The 19,819-nt window shown below is 61.3% G+C and carries 16 protein-coding genes and 1 other RNA gene; 9 read left to right on the top strand and 8 right to left on the bottom strand.

The features are described from left to right. Positions 1–44: 44 nt before the first annotated feature. From VKP62_16190 to VKP62_16215, 6 genes are all read right to left on the bottom strand, one after another. Complete coding sequence (locus tag VKP62_16190) at positions 45–443, bottom strand: hypothetical protein (protein MEB3198738.1); 399 nt, start codon at positions 441–443, stop codon at positions 45–47. Positions 444–470: 27 nt separating this feature from the next. Continuing rightward, on the bottom strand, positions 471–1,460 hold the full coding sequence (gene rsmH / locus VKP62_16195; protein MEB3198739.1) for a 16S rRNA (cytosine(1402)-N(4))-methyltransferase RsmH: 990 nt from the start codon (positions 1,458–1,460) through the stop codon (positions 471–473). 56 nt (positions 1,461–1,516) lie between these two features. Continuing rightward, positions 1,517–1,863, bottom strand: an RNA gene (rnpB, locus tag VKP62_16200) — RNase P RNA component class A. A 1,202-nt stretch (positions 1,864–3,065) separates the two neighbouring features. Then, the gene (locus tag VKP62_16205) at positions 3,066–3,590 is read right to left on the bottom strand and encodes a hypothetical protein (protein ID MEB3198740.1); all 525 of its coding nucleotides are present in this window, start codon (positions 3,588–3,590) and stop codon (positions 3,066–3,068) included. A 130-nt stretch (positions 3,591–3,720) separates the two neighbouring features. Then, positions 3,721–4,587, bottom strand: coding sequence for a carbohydrate ABC transporter permease (locus tag VKP62_16210; GenBank protein MEB3198741.1), 867 nt, complete (start codon positions 4,585–4,587; stop codon positions 3,721–3,723). After that, positions 4,584–6,605 (bottom strand): HD domain-containing phosphohydrolase, encoded by a 2,022-nt coding sequence (locus VKP62_16215; GenBank protein MEB3198742.1) that lies wholly within the window; start codon positions 6,603–6,605, stop codon positions 4,584–4,586. The genes VKP62_16210 and VKP62_16215 overlap by 4 nt, the downstream gene beginning before the upstream one ends. 572 nt (positions 6,606–7,177) lie before the next feature. Between VKP62_16215 and VKP62_16220 the strand changes: the two genes are divergently transcribed. The 4 genes from VKP62_16220 to VKP62_16235 all read left to right on the top strand — a co-directional run bounded on the left by VKP62_16220 (position 7,178) and on the right by VKP62_16235 (position 11,133). Further along, entirely contained in the window at positions 7,178–7,414 is a 237-nt protein-coding gene (locus VKP62_16220) for a hypothetical protein (protein MEB3198743.1), read from the top strand. Between the two features lie 108 nt (positions 7,415–7,522). After that, a complete protein-coding gene (locus VKP62_16225) occupies positions 7,523–8,434 on the top strand; it encodes an amidohydrolase family protein (protein ID MEB3198744.1) in 912 nt (303 codons plus the stop codon). A gap of 48 nt (positions 8,435–8,482) precedes the next feature. Next, on the top strand, positions 8,483–9,280 hold the full coding sequence (locus VKP62_16230; protein ID MEB3198745.1) for a lysophospholipid acyltransferase family protein: 798 nt from the start codon (positions 8,483–8,485) through the stop codon (positions 9,278–9,280). Positions 9,281–9,318: 38 nt separating this feature from the next. Continuing rightward, a complete protein-coding gene (locus VKP62_16235; GenBank protein ID MEB3198746.1) occupies positions 9,319–11,133 on the top strand; it encodes a long-chain fatty acid--CoA ligase in 1,815 nt (604 codons plus the stop codon). A 31-nt stretch (positions 11,134–11,164) separates the two neighbouring features. Here the strand turns inward: VKP62_16235 and VKP62_16240 are convergent, their stop codons facing one another. Together VKP62_16240 and VKP62_16245 are read right to left on the bottom strand one after the other, a co-directional pair. Continuing rightward, positions 11,165–12,196: a lysylphosphatidylglycerol synthase transmembrane domain-containing protein gene (locus VKP62_16240; protein MEB3198747.1), complete on the bottom strand. Its 1,032-nt coding sequence runs from the start codon at positions 12,194–12,196 to the stop codon at positions 11,165–11,167. A 735-nt stretch (positions 12,197–12,931) separates the two neighbouring features. After that, positions 12,932–13,519: a hypothetical protein gene (locus tag VKP62_16245; protein MEB3198748.1), complete on the bottom strand. Its 588-nt coding sequence runs from the start codon at positions 13,517–13,519 to the stop codon at positions 12,932–12,934. A gap of 229 nt (positions 13,520–13,748) precedes the next feature. Here VKP62_16245 and VKP62_16250 point away from each other — a divergent pair, with 229 nt between their 5' ends. The 5 genes from VKP62_16250 (at position 13,749) to VKP62_16270 (ending at position 19,791) form a co-directional block, all read left to right on the top strand. Further along, a complete protein-coding gene (locus VKP62_16250) occupies positions 13,749–14,339 on the top strand; it encodes an HAD family hydrolase (GenBank protein ID MEB3198749.1) in 591 nt (196 codons plus the stop codon). Next, entirely contained in the window at positions 14,332–15,885 is a 1,554-nt protein-coding gene (gene murJ / locus VKP62_16255; GenBank protein ID MEB3198750.1) for a murein biosynthesis integral membrane protein MurJ, read from the top strand. Before VKP62_16250 ends, murJ begins: the two co-directional genes overlap by 8 nt. A gap of 102 nt (positions 15,886–15,987) precedes the next feature. Further along, positions 15,988–16,857 (top strand): DUF4388 domain-containing protein, encoded by an 870-nt coding sequence (locus VKP62_16260; protein MEB3198751.1) that lies wholly within the window; start codon positions 15,988–15,990, stop codon positions 16,855–16,857. A gap of 339 nt (positions 16,858–17,196) precedes the next feature. After that, on the top strand, positions 17,197–18,498 hold the full coding sequence (locus VKP62_16265; protein ID MEB3198752.1) for a hypothetical protein: 1,302 nt from the start codon (positions 17,197–17,199) through the stop codon (positions 18,496–18,498). 771 nt (positions 18,499–19,269) lie between these two features. After that, positions 19,270–19,791: a hypothetical protein gene (locus VKP62_16270; protein MEB3198753.1), complete on the top strand. Its 522-nt coding sequence runs from the start codon at positions 19,270–19,272 to the stop codon at positions 19,789–19,791. Positions 19,792–19,819: the final 28 nt, after the last annotated feature.

The raw sequence follows: 19,819 nt of genomic DNA on the forward strand, positions 1-19,819 counted from the left end.
CAAAGCGCACGCTGGCGTATGAGCGTCACCCGCGCCGTCACAGCTCAGAATCCCTCACGGATGAGGGGGCGACGAGGCGGCAAATCCCTGGCGGGATGGCGCTGCACGAGCAAGGGGCGCTTGATATAGACCACTTCCTCCGGCTGCCGCATGCCAAGCCAGCCAGCCTTGCGGTCGATGACCTGCGGATTGCGAACCATTTCCAGTTGCATGCGATCCTTGATGGTCATTTCCCTCAGATGATCGATTTCCTGTTTGACGCGATTCAGCCGTGCTTCCTGAATGACCGTATGCACATACATGACCAGAATGGCCAGTAAAAGGCCCGAGATCGCCATCATCCAGACCCGAGGGAAGCCCTGACGCCTGGCTCGTCGTCCCAGGGGCTCGAGGGGAGCTTGCGCCTTGCCCATACCTTCTTGTCGTGACAGGTCAGTGATCATCTGGTTTCAATCCATCGCCCACGCCCATCAGGGCAACCGTCTGGCCACTCGAAGCTTGGCGCTTCGCGCCCGAGGATTTTCGCTCAGTTCCTGGGGTTCCGCCACCAGGGGCTTCTTCGTGAGCACTTCCAAGGTGGACACTTTTTGGCAGGTGCACACTGGCTGCCTCGGTGGACAGACACATGCCTTGGCCTGCTCTTGAAAAAAGCGTTTCACGATACGGTCTTCCAGCGAGTGAAAACTGATCACCCCGAGCCGCCCGCCAGGGGCGAGCGCACGGACGGCCTGAGGAAGGGCTCGCTGAAGCATCCCCAGCTCGTCGTTTACGGCAATTCGCAAGGCCTGAAAGGCACGAGTCGCGGGATGGATTGGCTCCCGGGAGCGTGGCAGCGTCTGCTCAACAAACGCCGCAAACGCTGCCGTATCTTGCCAGAACCGACCATGGCTCCTCTCCGCGACGATGGCTCGTGCCAGGCGGCGCGAATGGCGTTCCTCGCCGAATTCAAAAAAGATTCGAGCCAATTCGGCTTCACTCATATTCTGCAAGATGTCTGCCGCCGTCAGAGCCCCAGCCGGGTCCATGCGCATATCGAGGGGGCCCTTGGCGCGGAAACTGAAACCGCGCTCCGCGTGATCCAGTTGCGGTGAGGAAACCCCAATATCAAAGAGAATGCCCTGTAACGGTGGAAGCCCCCAGAGGTCGATCTGGTCGAACGAGCCTTGGAATAGCTTGAAATTTTCTCCGACCGCGGTCAATTGTTCCGAGGCCGCCTGAATCGCGCGAGGGTCACGGTCACAGCCGAAGAGAAATCCGTCGCTCCCGACCGCCCGGAGAAGCCTGGACGCGTGCCCCGCCCCACCGACGGTCGCGTCGAGCACGCGGTCACCGGCTTGCGGTGCAAGACTGGCCATCACGGCGTCCGGAAGCACCGGGAGGTGATGGAACGCGTCGGTATCGGAAGTAGAAGTGTGCTGCAATGATGATGCCTCGTGCCCCCAACGGGGCGACTGCAACATAATACCGCCTTGGACCGAATTCGTCCCCGTCAGCAAAAAGGAGGGGGAAATCCCCCTCCTGAAGCCAGTCTGTAAGCCGAGTTCTGTTCCCACGAATGGGAAGCCATCATCTATCTGGGACCCGTGTTGCCACTGGCCTCTAGCGACCAGACCCGGAGATCGGCGGGCCGCCTCATTTCTCCTGCTTGGTCTTGCTCCAGACGGGGTTTACCTAGCCGATGGGTCACCCCACCGCTGGTGGGCTCTTACCCCACCATTGCACCCTTACCTCCTTGCGGAGGCGGTATATTTCTGTGGCACTGTCCTTGGGGTCACCCCCACTGGACGTTATCCAGCGTCTTGCCCTGCGGAGCTCGGACTTTCCTCGGCCGACGAGGTCGACCGCGATGGCTCAACCGACTTCAGTGTGGATTGTAGCATCTGCGGCACACGCCAGTCACCCGCGGCGCCTTCAGCGACAGGCCAGCTGGTAGAAGGTTTTCCGCGGTTCTGCTGCAGCCAGGTTTCGATGCGTTGACGCTCCGGGGACGGCGCGGCCACCTCCAGGTAGCGTTCAAACACCCGAATGGCCTCCGATCTTCGGCCCAAGGCCGCAGCCGCTCGTCCGAGGGTTAACATATAAACGGCTTCGCGCGGGGCCAGCTGACACGCCGCTTGGGCTTCCCGGTAGGCCGCTCCGTGCTCCTTGCGATGCTGGTAGAGCTCAGCCATCAGGTGGAAAACCGGCGCCGTCGGGTTTCGCAAGCGGCTGAGCACACGCAGTTCCAGAAGCGCATCATCCGTTCGACCCAGCTGCGTGTAAGCATTGGCAATGCCCAGGTGGGCATCAGCGAAGGCGTCGTTGCGCTTCAAGGCATCCCGATAAACCCAGAGGGCGTCCTGCCATGCTTCAGCTGCCACCAACAGCGCCCCCAGGTTGCCATGTGCCGTCAGATCTTTGTCACATCGCGCGATCGCGGCTTCATAATGCGAAACCGCTTCTGCAATGCGGCCTTGAAGTTGGAGCGCATATCCCAGATTGTTGTAGGCCCAGTAGTCGCTTGAACGCCCGGAAACCGCGAGTCGAAACTGGTCCTCGGCCTGCCCCCAGCGCTCCTGCGCCAGATATGCCAAACCCAAATTCAACCGATATTGCGGATCTTCCTTTCGAGCAAGCGCTTTGACGTAGTAGCTGATGGCGTTCTCATGCTTTTCCATGCGGTAGAGCACGTAACCCAAGCCGTTCAGGGCCGCGGCGTCATCGGGACCGAGCCGCAAGGCGCGCTCGAACGCCGAGCGGGCATGGTCGTAAGCCCCCATGTCAGCCAGAGCCACACCGAGGTCCACCAGCGTGTCGACCTTTTCGGGGGCCGCGGCCAATGTTTTGCGCAGCAGCGCCTGGCCTCGGTCCGTAGCGCCCGTGTGAAACGCCGCCAAGGCCTGCTTCAAGCCCGCTTCTGGGTCAAAAGCAGCGGCGCCCTGCGGGCCCAAGGGTGCCGCAGAGGCCGAAACCTGGGGCGCCAAGGTGGCGATCGCGACGGCAAAGCACAGCACAGCAAGGGGGTGACGCAAGGTGGACCTCAAGGGAAGCCGAACGCTTCCTTTATACCCAGGAAGTCCGTGGTCTCAGCGCGTCTTGCGCTCCCCCGGGGCGCGTCCGGCCGTCTGATCGTCCCTGGGAACGGGGTCTCGCCCCTGCGGCTTGCTGCCACTCAGTGCCTTGCGGATTTGCACTCCCAGTTGGGTCGGGTTCCACTCTTGTCGGGCCGCTTCTCGCAACCATTTGTGGCGCTGCGACAGGGTGGCGGCGGGTAGTTCGAACAATACCACCCGATGATGTTCCCAGCCCACGCCGGAGACTCGCTTTCCCTTGGGAAACGCTTCGGACACTCGCGACAGCAATTCAACCTCCGAGGCGCGCATGCCCAGACGGTTTCCCAGGGCCCGCCAGGAAACGCCCTGGCTGGCAAACGCGGCGGCCACCCCGGGCGTACCCGCGAGGGTTTGTCTCACCGAGAGCAACATTTCACCCAGGTGCCACTTGGCGCCATCCAGCAGGTGCAACTCGGCTCGCAAGTTCTCCAGCACACGTGGCCAGTCCAGGTAGGTGAAGCGAAGCGTGTTGGCTTTTCCTGGTGTTCCAGACCCCATGTCATCCCTCCTGACAGGCTTTCAGGCCGCGATCATAGGGTTCGGAGGGGAAGCGAATCCAGCACCTGACTCCCAGGGTCTTTGGTGCGTGTGCGGGTTGACAGGCCGGAAAGGCCTGTCCAAGCACCCGTCAGCCCTTCACCGCACCGGCCGTTGCATCGCCAATGAAATGACGCTGCATCAGCAAGAAGAAGACCACAATCGGAATGACGGCGATGACCGAGCCAGCGGCGATCAATCGCCAGTTGGCACTGAAGGTCCCGGCCAGGTAGGCCACACCGACTGGCAGGGTGTAGAGCTGGGGGTCGTTCAGCACCACCAGGGGCCAGAGGAAGTCGCCCCACGAGCCCACAAAGGTGAAGATGGCGAGGGTGGCCAGAGCGGGACGGGAAAGCGGCAGCATCACCTTCCGCCAGATGTCCCACACGTTACCACCGTCCATCAAGACCGCTTCTTCCAACTCCTTTGGAATGGCCGCGAAGGCTTGTCTGAGCAGAAAAATACCAAAGGCGGACACGCCCGTTGGCAGCACAAGCCAGCTGTACAGCCAGTATTCTGACTGAGCACCTTCGGGCACCACGGCCATCAAGCCGCCGTGTAGTTTCATCACAATGGTGAACAGGGGGATCATGATGACCGGGAATGGCACCATCATGGTCGCCAATATCGCGAAGAAGGCAAAGTCACGCCCCCGAAAACGCATGCGGGCCAGGGGATAGGCCGCCAGACTCGCGAGCACCAGGTTCAACAGGACCGAGGCCAGAGCGACCACCACACTGTTTGCGACATAGCGACCAAATGGGACGGCCACCCAGACAGCCTCAAAGTTCTTGAGCGTGGGCTGCTCCGGCCATAACACGGGGGGATACTGAAAAATGTTCTCGCCATCGCCTCGCAGCGCGGTCACCAGCAACCAAAGGAATGGCCCGATCGCAAAGACGGCCACGGCGCACATGGCCAGGTATCGCATCCCAACTTTGCCAACCGTTTGCTTCACGCGCGCACCCCTTTCTCGGGCAAGGGTCTACCACGATGCAGACGCTGATAAAGACCCCACGCGGCACAGCTGGCCGCCAGCTCCGCCAACATGAATTCAGGGCCGGAAAACGGTGCGTGGGTGCGTTTGAGCAGGGTCATCACCCCCCAGGCGCGCTCGCCAACCAGCAAAGGGAAGGCGACGAGACTCCGGTAGCCACCCTCCACGACCCAGGTCGGAATGGCGAATCGGTTCTCTTGGTGCGGGTCGCCAGTTCCGAGTGGAATTCGTCGAACCAGGGCCTGTGCCTCCAGGCTGTCTGCAGAAGCCGTGGCGCCAGGTGAAAGGCGCAAGGCGCCGTGGGTTTCCAGCAGGCGCAGCCGACCCTCGGCATCCCGCACCCAGAGCATCGCGGCATCATGGCCACACAGTTCCTCCACGGCACGCCAGAAACTCAGGTTGGCGCCGTGCTCCGTCACGTGCGAGGTGAGAGATTGAATCCCTTCGGTCAAGCGCCCCGCATATCCCAGCAGGCTGAGGTCTTCCCGAGCCCGCGTCCCAGGCGCACTCGACGCTGCCCCCTCCAGGGCAGGCAGACCCTGCTCCGTCAAACTTTCCAGGGCTTGGACCACCAAGGGGTCGTAAGCCGAGCCGGCCAGCGAGCGAACTTCACTCATGGCTTCAACGGCGCCCATCGGTGCTCGGTAGACCTGCGGCACGGTCAGGGAGACGTAGGCTTCCGCCAGCGCGAGGATCCTCGCCTCGAGCGGAACGTCGTCCCCCCGCCGCCCGTCGGGATAGCCTTGCCCATCCCAGCGCTCGTGGTGTTGCAGGATCAGGGGAACGACCTCTGCCAGGGCGGGGATTCCTCTCAAGAGTTCAGCCCCGCGCAAGGGGTGGCGCTCGACAAGTTGACGTTCTTCGGGCCACAGGGGGCCTGGCCGTCGGCGAAGGGTCTCCGGTAAAAACACCAGCCCGATGTCGTGCAACCGTCCTGCCAATTCCAGCGCTCGAAGACGAGAAGGCGACAACCCCAGTTGCTGGCCGATCGCTGAAGCGAGCCGCGAGACAGCCTCTCCGTGCTGCACCAGCGCCGGATCTGCCAGACCCAGGAGTCGTTCGGCCCAGGCTCCGGCTTCTCGTTCCTCGTCTCGCAATAATAGCTCCTGCCGGACCAGTCGCAACCACATCGCCAGCTGGCTCGAAACAGCGCTCAGCCAGTTTTGTTCGCCGGGCTGCCACGACAGGTCGTCGAAGCGATTGGCGAGACACAAGACGCCCTGAGCCCGTCCCTGAAACGTCAGGGGATGGACCATCAAATGAGCAAAACCTAAGCTTTCGAGCCCATTGAGAGCGCCATCCGGTATTCCTTGCGTCTCATCCGAGGCCAGCGAGGTGGCCGGTGCGCCTGTCAGAAAAACCTGGGAAACCAGCCCACCGTCCGACAGTGGAAAGCCCATTTCGGCCACCGCGCGCGCGATGATGGTCGGGGCGGCGATCGCCGCAAGTTGAAGCATGTGAGGGTCAGCGGGACCCGGCAGCAGGATGGCGCACACCTCACATCGCAGCACGCGCGCCACTTCCCTCACCATCACGGCCAGGGTGTCTTCCGGCCGCCCTGGCGCATCCATCAACTCGAGAAAACGCTGCATCGCGGCTTGCTCTTCTCGGCGCTGGAGGAGTTGCTGGTGGCTCGCCTGGGAGAGGCTGGCCAGCTCATCCAAGAGGCTCGCCGTATACTGCCGGATCACTTCCAGCAAGGCGTGCCAATCCGGTGCCGGCAGTCCCAGTTGCCACGTGGCCTCCCGCAATGCCTGGTCGACGTGGAACAACAGCAAAGAGAGGGCTTCCAGGCTCAAGTCCTGGCGCCACCTGGCCAACCAGCGGGCGTGGCGCGAGCGTCGCTGCGACCGGGGCGACTCGTGCGCCCACTCCACCAGACCCGTCCAGTACGCCGCAGAAAATGTGCCGCAGGAAACCTTGGGAAGGCCCAGCCCCTCGGCAATTTCCGAGGCACGGGCGCCCCAGGCGGATTCCATCGCCTCGGCCAGTGGGCCGTGGGCTTGGAAATGGCTCAAAAATTTTGGAGGGACAGCCGTCATGCCGGACGTGGAGAGGAGGGGCGGCACCCCGACAGCATAGCACGGCCTCGCCCAAGCCTGAGCCTCGCTCCGCAAAAAAAGCAGCCACCCCTTGTGTAAAACCGGTGACGGGGGGTATAAAGTCAGAAGAGATATTGTGACAGTTCAACAGTTCAGCAGGGAAGCCTTGCCGCCTCAACGCAGGGACTCATTGTTGCGGGTTGGACAGGGGAAGCGTCCGTGCGCTTCTGTGATCGAGGTGGCTGTTTTCGCTGATGCCACGTGAGCCTGCAGAGCAGGCGACGTGTCGTGTCCCTGGATGAGTGATTCCCTCCATCCAGGTCAAGTGGTCCGTGCACGGGACCTCGTGTGGTGGCACAGATGTGTCAGGCCCGGGTCTCAGTGTCTCCAGGCAGGTCAACGGACTGCGCCCGCATGCACTTGGTCCGCGCTCGCCGTCGTGCGCCTCACCCTTCCCTCGGGAAGGCTGCCCGGCGCCGGTGGGCAGGACGACCTTGGAGGTCATTGCCGTGAAACACACCTACAGCGGGTTGCTGGCGCTTGAATGTCCCGATTGCGAGACGCACTTGGTGAATCTCGCGCCCCATGGTGAACGTTACCATTGCCCAGACTGCGACCTTGAACTCTATCGTGAGGTCGACCACTTCGCCAAGGTGCGGATGGGTGAATCGGTGGGCTTGATCTCCGTGAACGAGGTCAAGCTGCAGGTCATCTGGCGGGCGCACGCCCTGGCGTACGCGGGCTGACGCGCACCACATTTTGCCTCGAATTGCTTCCGCCCGCCTGACGCTTGAGCCAGGGCGGGCGGAAGGGTATAAAGGGGCTCAGGTTGCCTTCACAGACAGGACGCGTTCATGGTTCCGAGCTACTTGCTTGTCGATTTTCACGCGCACCTGCGAGGAACGACGGCCCTCCAACTTCCAGATGACCGCAGTGGCATCTACCTGAAGGAGTTGGCCGACCTGATGGAACCCTTGACCCGTCAGGTGGCTGGACTTTGCGGTATGCACTTTCGCGACCCGTTCAGCCGCTTCCTTTACCGCAGCATCAACGATTATGCGGTTCAAGAGGTCAAGCGGGTTTTCGAGAAGTACACGGTGGAGCTGCTGATCCAGAGCATGGACCGAAGCGGCATTGGCCACACCGTGGTATGCCCCATCGACCCCTTTTTCAGCACGCAGGACCTGGCGCAAGCCATTCAACCCTATCCTGGAAAGTTCAGTCTCTTTGCCACTGCGGACCCCGCCCGCCTGGATTGCCTTGAGCGGCTGGAGCGAGACTTGAGCGATCACCCCGTGGTCGGCCTCAAGCTGAATCCGGCGCGGGCGGAATCCGTGAGCGAAGAAAAGCGGATGACGGAGTTACTCGCCCTGGCTCAGTCACGTTCATTGCCGGTCTTCATTCATACGGGTGCGGTTCCCTTCGAAACGGAGGGATTCGATGACCTGACAGCACTCGGCGAGGTCTGTGCGGCATTTCCGCGCGTCAGTATCACGATCGCTCACATTGGCTGGGACCAGCACGCCAAGGTGATTGCCCTGGCGGAGCGTTTCCATCACGTTTCGGTGGAAACGTCCTGGCAGCCGCCCAAGGTCATCAGGCAAGCGGTCGATCGGCTTGGGGTCCATCGCGTCCTGATGGGCTCAGACTTCCCTCTTCTCCAGCAGACCGCCGCCTATGACAACGTCACCCAAGCTTTGACGCCGCTTGAGGCCAGAGCAGTCTCCAGCCGAAATGCCCAGCGCTTGTTGGGACTTGCCTCGTGAGCGTTTGGCCATTGCCCTGCCTGAACACGCCCCACGCGGGATGAAACGATGCCAAGTTCGACTCAGGAGCATTACCACGCCTTCAAGCGATGGCTGGGGCCGTGCCTGGGTGAACTGGCCTGCCCCACCCAAGTCGTGGGGGCTCGCCACATTCCTGCCACGGGACCCGCCCTGCTGGTGTGTAACCATCGCAGTTGGATGGACCCTTACCTGATTTCCTCCCGCACCCGCCGCATGATCCATTGGGTCATGGCGCCCTTCGTGGCCTCGATACCCTTCCTGGGGAAGCTGATGCAGGAGGCGGGGGGACTTCCCATCCTCCGAAACAGCGATCGCCGCGTGGATGCCTTGATCGGAGATGTCGTTGCTGAATTGCGACGCGGCTCCCTGGTCGGTATCTTTCCGGAGGGAACAGATCCATTTCTGACACCGCGGGCCCCAGATAAAACCAGCCCCTTCCATCGCACCTTTGCACGGGCAGCCTTGGCGGCCGATATTCCTGGTTTGAAAATAGTGCCCGCGTGCATCTATCCCATCCGGGAGGCGCAACTTGCGCCGCTCCCCGCTGCCTGGCTCCGCGCCCTGGCTCCTGATGAACCCATTTTCCAGCTCGAATCGTTGGAACTCCGAGTCTACCAGGAGGCCCTGGTCCTGATTGGGGAACCCTTGACACCCGACGCGGGATACCAGACCCTTGACGTTCGAGGCAGCATAGCCACTTCATTCAGGCACGAGCAACGCATCAGGGCTTTGGTGAAGCAGGTCAAGAGTCGGGTTGACGCGCTCCTGAGAGAGGCTGCCGAATGGTCTCAACTGAGGGCACCTCGCGCACCGTTGCGCGGATAACGCCGTCCCAATCTGTCTGAACCGGTAGGGAGGATGACATGGCCAGAGCAACACACCTGACTGCCGCTTTTTTGGCGACGGTGGCCCGTCACGGCAAGCGCCCAGCCCTGTCGCACAAGGCGAAGGGCACCTGGAAAACCAGAAACTATGAGGACTACGGTCGTCTGGCCAGATTGCTGGCGTTGGCGTTGCTGGAACTCGGGGTTCAAGAAGGTGATCGGGTGGCGCTGCTGTCCGAGAACCGCCCCGAGTGGGTGATGGCGGACCAGGCCATTCTGATGGCCGGAGCCGTCACCGTTCCGCTCTATCCGACGTTGACGGCTTCCCAGACGGCCTACATTTTGAACAATAGCGAAGCGCGTCTGATTTTCCTCTCCACCGAGGCTCAAGTGGAAAAACTCATGACGCTGCGGGGCCAGTTACCCCACCTCGAACACGCGGTGGTGATGAACGAGATCCCCCAACGGCCGGACCAGCGCGCCATCTTCAGCTGGGATGATCTGATCGCCCTGGGCAGTCGTGTGGAAGACAAGCATCAGGCGGACTTGAACCGCCGGATGAGCAATCTGGGGCCCTCCAATCTCGCCACTATCGTTTACACCAGCGGCACCACGGGGGAACCGAAAGGCGCCATGCTGACCCACGGCAATCTGATGTCCAATGTGGCAGAGGTGGTTCCTCTGATTGGCCTGAAGGAGTCGGACTCGTCCCTGTCTTTCTTGCCGCTCTCCCACGTGCTCGAGCGAATCTCAAATTTTTCCGCGGTTGCGGCGGGGGCGCACGTTTACTTTGCCCAGAGCGTTGAATCCGTGGCAGACGACCTGGTGGACGTTCGTCCCACGATGCTTACCTCGGTTCCCCGTCTGTTCGAGAAGATCAAGGCGCGTGTGCTGGACCGAGTGAGCAAAGAGAGCTTACCGAAGCGAGCCGTGTTCGAATGGGCCCGGCAGGTCGGGGAGGCCTATGTGGAGGCCCTGCAGCAGGGGGCTCCACGTCCATTCGACCTCGCCTTCAAGCAACAGGTTGCCGATGCGATTGTTTTCAGCAAGATCCGCGATCGCACGGGAGGTCGTTTACGTCTGTGTATCAGCGGTGGCGCGCCTCTGGCTTCCGACGTGGGCCGTTTCTTCGCCATGCTGGGAATCGAGATCGTCGAGGGCTATGGGCTCACGGAGACGAGTCCTGTGGTGGCCTTCAACCGGCCTGGAGAGGTTCGCTTTGGCACGGTTGGACGACCGCTGCCTGGGGTAGAGGTGCGGCTGGCCGAGGACGGGGAACTGCTGGTGCGTGGGCCCAATGTCATGGCGGGCTACTTCAGAAATGCCGAGGCAACCCGACAAGCCATCGACGAGGACGGATTCTTTCACACAGGTGACGTGGCGGAAATCGACCCGGATGGGCGAATCCGGATCGTGGACCGCAAGAAGGAAATCATCGTGATGTCGAACGGTAAGAATGTGGCGCCTCAGCCGATCGAGAACGCCCTGAAGTCGAGTCAACTGATCGAACAGGCCATGTTGATTGGCGATCGCCGAAATTACATCACGGCGCTGATCGTCCCGAATCCGGAGGCACTGGAAAGCTTCGCGAAGGAGCAGCGATTGGTTGGTCTGTCTCACGCGGAGTTGTTGGGAAATTCCCAGGTGCAGGCTCTCTTTGCTCGCGAAATCGATTCCATCTCCAAGACGTTCGCGCGCTACGAGCAAGTCAAGCGTTTCACCTTGCTGCCGCGGGCGTTTGACCCGAATCAGGACGAGATGACCCCGACCCTCAAGGTCAAGCGACGGGTGATTCAAGCCCACTTCCAGGCGGAAATCGAAGCCATGTACGCGGAAGAGAGCGTGACAGCCTGAAACACCCCCCTCGTGGGAAGGGTCCGCCGCGTCAGGTGGCGTTGCCCTCTGGTTCAGGTTGATTCTGGCCTCGCACCACGCTGCGGAAGGAGAGATTCATGGCCAGCAGGCACGCCACTCCAATGATGGTGACCGGGAGATATTCCAGCAAATTCAGCACCAGTCCGTAACTCACGGCGGTCTCTTTGGGAATGGCAAAGAGCCCCAACGAGATCCAACAAAACAGTTGGAAGGTGCCAATGAATCCAGGCGCCGAGGGAATCAGAGTGCCCAGATTGACGATCACCATGGTGATGAGAAAAGCCCTCAGAGGCAGCTCCAGATGAAACGCTTGCCCCACCAAGGCGTAGGTGACGCCCTCAATGCTCCAGATCAGCAACGAGGCGCCCATCACAAACGCCATGACGCCTGCATTCCGCACGCAACCGATCCCCTCCACAAAAGCATCCAGTAACTCGCACAATCGCGTGGCAAGCCCATCCGGGAGCCACTTGCGAAGCAGACCACGAATGGTGTCACCCAGCGGCGCATGCATCTCCAACGCCAGCAACACGGCAAAGGCGCTCACAAACACCGCGCCGGCGAAGCCGCCTGCCCACTGAATCGAGTCCGGGAAGTCGTGCTTGAGTGATAACCAGCCCAACTTGTGGGCCAGCAGCAAGGCTCCCAGAATGAACAGCAAAGACAGACCATCAAAGATGCGTTCGACCAGAATGGTCGCCAGGCTGGTGCTCTTGCGAATCCCCGTTCGCACGCGCAAGACGTAGGCCCGCACAAATTCTCCCAATCGGGCGGGCAAGAGATTGTTGGCCATGTAGCCTATCATCACGATGCCCAGAACCTGACGGGTGGGAAGCGCCTGACTGGTGCTCAACAAGGTTTTCCATCGGAGCGCCCGCACCAGAAAAGTACTCAGAAACACTCCCAGGGCGGCCAACAGGTAGCCCACGTTCAACCCTGACAACGAGGCCAGCAACCTGGTGGTATCGACCTTGCGGAACACCAGAAAGAGACAGATGCCTGAGAGCGCGAGACCGATCAGATTGCTTTTCTTGCCGAACACTTGCATCTCCCCAGGCGAAAAAATGCTCCATCCTACCATGGCGGTAAATGAAACCTTCACCCAGGCTTTACGTTATATTGGCCGTGGCACAGCGTAATCAGGGGATTTCACGATAAGCGTACCGGTCAACCAAGGCCGTCAGCAACGGGCCAAGCGCCTGAGCAAGAGCGGCATCTTCCAACCGGGCGCGCCAGGGCGCGTCAAATCGCGGCAGTGCGGCGAGGGGCGGAGGCAACAAATCTGCTCCAGGCCATTGAACCGGAAGGGCCCGTGACTCCCTGACACTGCCCTCAGACCGCTTCTGCCAGAGCGGTCGTCCCTCCGCGTCAAGAAGGGTCAGTACGATTCGCAGGCGGACAGTGCACTGGACATCCACTTCCCACGTCATCGTGGAGCCGCTCAGGGTCGGCAGGGCCTGGGCAGAAGCAATTCCCCGCTCGACACGTCGTGGTGTGGCGGGAATGAAGGTGTCTTCCACGACGTCCAGGGCACCCGTCAGGGACGGTCCAGCATTCGAATTTTCCGTCAGTAATCCGACGCGGGTGAGTTCATCACGAACCTGGCGCTCGACCCGGAATCGCAAGTGAGGGACATCAGTGCCTGACTGAAAACGAGCGAGTCGCAACTGGCTAATGCCGCACGCTTCGAGTGGCAACTCCGAGCGCTGCAAATAGAACTCTCGGGTTGCACACCCAGAGAGGACGAGAAGCGCAAATGCAACTGGTAGCCATCGCTTCACGGCATGGTCCATTCGAACCGAGCCGATTCCAGCTTGTCCCCCAAACGCAGTGGCAGTCTCAGTTCCAAATTCACCGCGCACGCTGCCGACACGAACGCCAGCTGAGCCTCATGAGATTCACCAGGCGGAATCGCGCGTTCGAACCATAGGGTATCCAGGAGATGCCGATAGGCCACCGCGCGATCGGCGGCCTGTTGTTCATCGGCCAGGGCCCACAGAGGCCAGCGTCGTCGATAATCGGTCAGGCTCAGAGCGCGTCGGTCAACGATCCCATCGACAAGCAGGTGAGCCCCCTCTGGTTGCACCAACACCCGTTCCCCTGTGAGCGGCTCGACGGCCAAGGAAAACTGCCAGACATCATCACCATAGGGGATGACGGCACGGGAGATGGTGCCCCACGGATGCCAGGCCGTGGGAAGGTACGGGGCAAACCCTCCGGGGGCAACCCGGCAGCGAACAAAAGCATTTTGCCACACGCGCGCGGGCAGCGATGGAAAGGCCCAGGCCCTGCGCGCGGGCAATTCGCGATAGCCCGACCAAGTGGCACACCCCTGGAGGGTTGTCGTGAACAGAAGCAACGCCATCACAAGCCGCCGAAGTTGTTGATTCGTGACGTTTTCGGCAGGGGACGCAGGCACCGGTTCCAGTGAACTCCACCAATCAGGGCCCTCCTATCATACCGGTTTGTCCAGGCCGCTGTCGTTCCGACTCAGCCCGCCGGACCCTCGGGATGGAAGCGACTCGGGCCTGCCCTGAAATCTCTGGAAAACGAGCATCGGGGCGTGGTAGATAATGAGTCAGGAGTATCTGAAAGTGAAACCAGCACGCGCGGTATTTTTGGACCGAGACGGGACGATCAACGTTGAGGCGGGCTACATTCGGGAACTGGACAATCTGCGTCTGGCACCTGGAGCGGCGGCCGCCATCAAGCGACTGAATGAGGCTGGCATCCTGGCCATTGTCGTGACCAACCAGAGCGGCCCGGCGCGGGGCTACTACGCCGAATCTTGGATTGATTGCTTGCACGAGCGACTCGTTGACCTGCTCAAGGCTGAAGGCGCTTTTCTTGACGACATATTCTATTGCCCTCATCTCCCTGATGGAATCGTGCCGGAGTACAGCTTTGCCTGCGCGTGCCGCAAGCCGGAACCTGGAATGCTGCTGGCCGCCGCGGACAAGTTCCAACTTGACCCGCAGTTCTCCTACATGATTGGCGACAAGGCCACGGACGTGGAGGTGGGACAACGAGTCAAGAGCAGGACTGTGCTGCTTCGTTCGGGCTACGGCGAACAGGTGCTGGCGGGGGCCTACCAGTGGCCGTGTCGGCCTGATCACATCGCGGATGACCTGGAAGCGGCAATCGAATGGGTCTTCCAGGACATCGCGGCCCCCCCGCGTGTCTAGCAGCCTGTTCGGCGTCGCCTCCACGATCGCCTTGCTCACCCTGCTGAGCAAGGGATTTGGATTCGGCCGTGAACTCGTGATTGCCGGAGTGTTCGGCGCGAGCGTGGCCAAGGATGCCTACACGGCCGCCTACATCATTCCTTCGTTCTCCTTGGTCATGCTCGGCGGGTTGACAGGACCGTTTCATACGGCCGCCCAAAAGGTTCTGGCGACCCTGCGCCAGCAGGGTCGGGAAGATGACATGCCTGATGTGATGGCTTCCATCACCTTGATCGTGTCGCTGGTCTTGGGGGCGTGTGCCCTGCTGACGTATTGGGCGGCTCCCGCCGCGATCAGGCTGGTGGCCTTTCAGGCCTCGGATGCGACTTTCGACCTCGCGGTGATGCAACTGCGGATCATGGCCCCACTGATTCTGCTGGGCGGCTGGATCGGCATCTTGTGCGGCGTCTCGAATGACCAGGGAGACTTTACCCGACCCAGCCTCTCGCCTTTGATCGCAAGTTTGGCGGTCATCCTGGCCGTCTTGCTGAGACCCGACCCGCTCACGCTGGCCTGGGGGACCCTACTGGGGGCCTTCGGGCAGTTGATTCTGCAACTGCCTGCGGCCTGGAAACTGTGGGGGGGAAGCGTCCATCTCACCCGGTTGTCGTGGAGAACGGCTGAGGCCAAAAGCATCTGGCACATGCTCCTACCCGCTTGTGTCAGTTCAGGGGTGGGAACGCTATCCGTCATCATTGGAACCAATTTTGCCTCAAGCTTGCCGGCGGGTTCGATCAGCGTATTCGACTTCGCCAACAAACTTCTGCAGCTGCCACTCGGGATTCTCATGACGGCCCTGCTCATCCCCCTGTTCCCCCTGCTGACACGGGCCGTGGTGGCCAAGGATGATACATCTCTGACCCATCATCTGAATCGAGGGCTCACCACCATCGCCTACGCCACGTTTCCCTTGATGGCCTACTTCTTGGCGGGCGGATTGCCACTCGTGACGGTCGTTTACCAGCGTGGTGCCTTCGACCGGCAGGACACCTTGGCCACCACCAGCGTGCTGGGAATCTGCGCGCTGGGTATCGCCAGCTACGCCGCTCGAGACCTGATGGTGCGTGTTTTCTACGCGAGCAATGATGGAAGAACACCGCTGCTGGTCAGTGTGGCTTCTCTGGCGTTGACCACGTTGGGTATGGCTTTGGTGGTAAAACCCTATGGACTCGAGGGGCTAGCGGCCATCACGGCCTTGGTCACAACCGTGAACTGCGGCTTGAACGCCGGCTTGTTGAAGCGTCGAATACCCGGCTGGAAATTAGCCGGAGTGATTCGCCACGCGAGCCGTGCCGCTTCAGCGGCGTTGGCTGCTGGCCTGGCCACCTGGGCAATCGCCAACCAGTTTCCGCTTACGGATGACTCCTCGCGAACGTGGCTGCTGCTCGTGCTTCAAACCGGCGTGTTTTTAACCGTCTATCTGCTGGTGGTCTTGGTTGTCTCCGAACCCGAAATGCGTTTGGCCTGGCGTAATCGTCTGCTCGAACGACTGAAAAACCCGCGCTGAAGGTGTCCCTTCAAAATTTCGGCAAAGCGTCGGATTGGCTTGCAATTCCCTGGGGACCGGGTATAACAGAACGCGTGACGCCCCTCGACAAAGGCATCCCCTGTGACTTTTTCATCGAACTTGCTGCTGGAGGGAAATCTCGGCCCCATCAGCCTCCCCAATCTACTCCAGCTCATTGCGCTCGAACAAAAGTCGGCCGTTCTTTCCCTGACGCGAGTGGAAATCGGGCAGATGGCCGAGCTGGTCTTTCACTCGGGCGAACTGGTCAATGCACGAGTCAATCATTTGGTTGGTGACGCAGCGGTGTACCGGATTATTTCGTGGTGGAATGCCGGGACATTCAAGTTGATTGCCATCGACACCGATGTGGAGATGCCCCCTCCCGATGTCACCAGCCGAGTGGACTATTTACTCTTGGAAGGGATGCGTCAGATGGACGCGACCCAGCACTACCGCCAGCTGTTACCGGCATTGACCAGTGCCGTTTCGTTCACTCAGAGCGCCCTCGATTCCTTCAGCTGGGATCGGGCTGACCCTCCGGAATGGATACCAACCTACGTCCGCAACCTTCCGCGGTCCTTCACCATGGCGCAACTGCATCAGGCTTGTTTGCTGGATGAATTGCGGCTGGCAAATCTGATGAGATTGCTGCTCTCCACGCAGGCCGTTCGGGTTCACGGGGAAAGCGGCGGAGGCGGTGGCCCCTATGGAGGGGGCGGACAGGTGGCTCCGAGCACCCGCTATCAGGCCTTCGCCCAGTTGTTGATGGAATACGTTGGGTATGAACAGGCGCATACCATTCTTGACCAAGTGCTTTACGACCTGGCTTGGAACGACCTGGATGGAGCCACGTTCAGTCAATTACTCGATCTGTGCGATCGCTTGAGCCACGCTCTGATGCCACATTTGGAGAAGAAACAGGTCACGGATGCCATCCGACGTTTGCGTGCCAGAACCACCAGCCTGGTTTAGCGACCTGCCACCGACGTAACGAGGGAGACAGTCATGCCCACGATCGTGATCGGCCCCTGCCAATTCTGCGGCGCCGAGGTCAAAGCTGATGAAAAACGAGACGCTTCTGCCATTCCGCTCTTGAAGCGGGCAGCGCAAATGAACCGACTCACGTGCAAGCCCTGTGGCTCAAGCGGCGCACGGACCGTCGATCGGGACAACCCCCCTGACATCCTCAGCTAGACCGGTTTTTTTGCGGAAGCCAACTACCGGAGGTTAGACGGTGTGCGATCGGCCACGGCCAGCCTCGCTGACTTTCATTAGGATCTCGGCGTACCTCACTCAACAGGTCTGATGTCGATGTCTGAGTCTCACTGCTCCGCTACTCCCATCCAGCCTGGTGGCATCGGCGACCGCTCCACGGCGTCTGTTCCCCAGGCAGTCTGGTACGATGACGCCATTCAGGCACTCAAAGCGGAATCGCCCCAGCCCGCCAAACTGGCGGCCTTGCGCATGCTGGCGAAGGCTCCGCAAAGTTGGGATGACGTTCTACTGGTGGCGCTGACCTCGCGCGAAGAAGCCATCCAGGTCGCAGCGTTACAGACCTTGGGCAGTCAGGCGCGCCTGGAGTCGCGTCACATCGGCTCGTTCGAGCGCTTGCGGGGACTGCCCGTGCTGCTCGAAGCAGCCCACGAGGCCTGGCAAGCAGCCTGGGCTCAACTAGGCGATGGGCCGAGCAGTCAAGTTCAGGCCTCACCCTCGTTAGAGGTGACCCAGCTGCCGGCGGATATCTCCGCGCGATTGGCTTCTCTTCGCCAGGAAAATGAAGTCCTGCGAAGCAATGAAGCGACCTTGAGAGCCGACTTCGACAAGCTTCGTGGAAGCATGCTGGCGCTTCAGACCAGCTTGGAGCTTGCGGTTCAGCAAGAGACCCAGAAGGTGCAAGAGCTTGAAAGCCTGAAAGCCTCTTTGGCCAAAGAGCGCGAGGCCCATGCGGTGGCTCTGCACGCACGCGCCTTGGAAACCGATAGCCTGTTCCATGCGTCCTGTCGCCTTGACCGTGCCCGGAAACGCTGGATGGCAGGTTCAATCGCCCTTTCGCTGATCTGTCTCGGCTCGCTGGTCGTGCAACTGGCCGGCCGTTCACCCGCGCTTGCCAGTGAACCGCAGGCGCGGGTGGTCAAGGCCGCTGAATCCGCAGGATACCGTCTGGCGGTGGCATCGCTTGCATCCGAAGCGAGCCGGCTCGAACTCGATGGAGATCTCGAAGCCGCGCTGGGAGCCTGGCAGTGTATCTCGCGTTGCGCCAAGGACCAGGGGCTGGCCTCCCACGCCATGACCCGGGTCGACGACCTCACGGGTCGGATCTCACGAGGCGAGCGTCTGGGCGCTCATCAACAGGTTTCTCCCCCTCACCTCGATTCGCCGAGGCTGACGACCACCAAGTCGATGCCCGTGCCACCGGTTGCGGTTCCGAGGTCAGCCAGGAAGCTCAGCGAATACACCCTGGACACTCCTCGACGGGCGCCAACCAGCCAGGTCACGAATCGCGCTCCAAAAAAACAAGTGTTCGTGGGTGAGAAGCCTGCCGCCAAAGCTTTCCAGGCGCCTGACACGACCAACCCGGATCCGATTCCCCCTAGTGTCCGCGAGAGGTTCTGAGGTCTGATGAGTTTCCAGGCCTTTTCGTTGCGCGTCGCCTTGCTTGCTTGGCTTCTCTGGGTTCCAGATGGCCCAGTGGCGGCAGCGGAGGGGAAAAAGCCGGAACCTCGCCTACTTCCGCTTGAAGCCGTCAGAGCCGTCGCGTCCAGAGAAGGCCTGCCCATCCTCGCCGTCCACGCCGAAGCGCCGAGACGGCTGGTGGTGGTCTGCGGTGGGGTCATGGACAAGCCCACCTTTTTGCGACGGGCCAGTCTGGTCTCATTTGCTGCCTTTCAAAGCTTTGCGGCGCCAATCGAGGTCGTCTTCGAGCATTCGGATGCCGAACGACATCAACGCTGCAGGGTCCGCCAGGACGACCTCAATCTGTATCTCAAGAGCGCCATCTCTCGACGGGAATATGACCGTCGCCTCGCTTATCAGTCAGAACCAAGCAACCCTGGGCAGCGCCTCCCGTCCCCTCCCGCGCTCGTGCCCTCGCCTCCCCCTGCTCCTCCCGTCCAGGCTCTTCAGGGTGCGTTGGGAGTTTCGGCGTCCAAACCGTCGGCGAGTCCGCTGCCTCAGGCATCGCCATCGGTGTTCCCCTCTGTCACGCCGTCCCCGTCTCCATCGGCGTCCCCCGAGACCAACCTTCCTTACTCCGTGTCGTTTCATTGGGGAAGGGTGCCTGCCTCGCCCGTGACCTCCCCTGCCGCTGTGCCCTCCTCGCCTGGGGTGGTGTCGTCAGCCTCTCCGGCGCCTTCAGCGCCGGTGCCCCGAAGCACCGAAAGGCCTGTGGTCTCGAAAAGCGTTCCAACGGATGCGCTTTCGAAGGCCCAGCCTGGCTTCGGCCGTGGTCTACAAGGTGGCGCGTCCGAATGGCGGGCTGCCTACGGTCTCGGGGTGGGCAAGACCCTGTATGACGCACTCAGCTTGGAATACACCCGCCCGGTCCTGTCTTCGCTCGACCTCCGCCCCAGCATCTGGATGCTGGGGGGCCTGACCCCGTTCAGCCTCTTTCGACGCTCAGCGAGCAGCCTGGACGGCGTCTCGATTGCGCTGGACTTACTGGGCACGAGCCAGCGCTTGGCTCGGCCGCACGAGCTGGCTTACGAAGCAGGGGTGGGCGTTCGTGCGTCGGTGTTACAGGGAGCGACCAGCGGCGTCTGGCCCGCCACTCACCTCCGCGTGGGGGCCCGCTGGGAGTCACTCAGTGTCTCCTTGCGCTACCCTCTGCTTGCGAGGCCGGGAGACCCCACCGCGACCTGGGACGTCTTGGTCGGTTGGCTCTGGCAACAGGGAGGCTCGCCAGACTGACGTCTGGTGCTCGCGCGTCGCGCCTGAT

It is taken from the genome of Candidatus Sericytochromatia bacterium (assembly GCA_035285325.1).
In the GTDB taxonomy this organism is placed as follows: Bacteria; Cyanobacteriota; Sericytochromatia; order S15B-MN24; family JAQBPE01; genus JAYKJB01.

Bases quoted from the DNA above. Each gene is read 5' to 3' on its own strand.
- VKP62_16190 (MEB3198738.1), bottom strand. From the start codon at position 443: ATGATCACTGACCTGTCACGACAAGAAGGTATGGGCAAGGCGCAAGCT.
- rsmH (MEB3198739.1), bottom strand. From the start codon at position 1,460: ATGTTGCAGTCGCCCCGTTGGGGGCACGAGGCATCATCATTGCAGCAC.
- VKP62_16205 (MEB3198740.1), bottom strand. From the start codon at position 3,590: ATGGGGTCTGGAACACCAGGAAAAGCCAACACGCTTCGCTTCACCTAC.
- VKP62_16215 (MEB3198742.1), bottom strand. From the start codon at position 6,605: ATGGAATCCGCCTGGGGCGCCCGTGCCTCGGAAATTGCCGAGGGGCTG.
- VKP62_16225 (MEB3198744.1), top strand. From the start codon at position 7,523: ATGGTTCCGAGCTACTTGCTTGTCGATTTTCACGCGCACCTGCGAGGA.
- VKP62_16230 (MEB3198745.1), top strand. From the start codon at position 8,483: ATGCCAAGTTCGACTCAGGAGCATTACCACGCCTTCAAGCGATGGCTG.
- VKP62_16235 (MEB3198746.1), top strand. From the start codon at position 9,319: ATGGCCAGAGCAACACACCTGACTGCCGCTTTTTTGGCGACGGTGGCC.
- VKP62_16245 (MEB3198748.1), bottom strand. From the start codon at position 13,519: ATGGCGTTGCTTCTGTTCACGACAACCCTCCAGGGGTGTGCCACTTGG.
- VKP62_16265 (MEB3198752.1), top strand. From the start codon at position 17,197: ATGTCTGAGTCTCACTGCTCCGCTACTCCCATCCAGCCTGGTGGCATC.